Origin of the sequence: Cobetia sp. SIMBA_158 (assembly GCF_046566945.1) — a bacterium.
Taxonomy (GTDB): domain Bacteria; phylum Pseudomonadota; class Gammaproteobacteria; order Pseudomonadales; family Halomonadaceae; genus Cobetia; species Cobetia amphilecti.
In genome coordinates this window covers 1-279 of record NZ_JAWJYL010000234.1, presented here as the reverse complement: position 1 = coordinate 279, position 279 = coordinate 1, and the positions used below count along the sequence as shown (strand labels likewise).

The 279-nt window shown below is 41.6% G+C and carries 1 protein-coding gene; it reads left to right on the top strand.

Annotation, left to right across the window (positions count from 1 at the left end; all coding sequences use genetic code 11):
* Positions 1-34: 34 nt before the first annotated feature.
* Positions 35-279, top strand: a 245-nt coding sequence (locus R2R70_RS19780) for a phage head closure protein (RefSeq protein ID WP_410978865.1), incomplete at its 3' end; no start/stop codon positions are given.

Sequence of the window (279 nt, the reverse complement as noted above, 5' to 3'; positions counted from 1 at the left end):
CAAAGCACCTGTACCCGTATAGGAGGGCTTACTGGTGAGTTATGTATTTGAAGAGTTCCCACATGAAATCACGTTTCAAAAGCTTGAAAAAGTGCCGGACGGTGGTGGAGGTTTCACAGAGAAGCATGTGGACCAACTTACAATACCCGCACGAGTGACGAGTGTTAAATCGGGAGAATTTTATCAAGCACAACAGCTTCAAAACCCAGTTGATCACAATGTTTATTTCGAGTATAGAGAAGACATTGACAACACCATGCGAATTAAATACGAAAATAA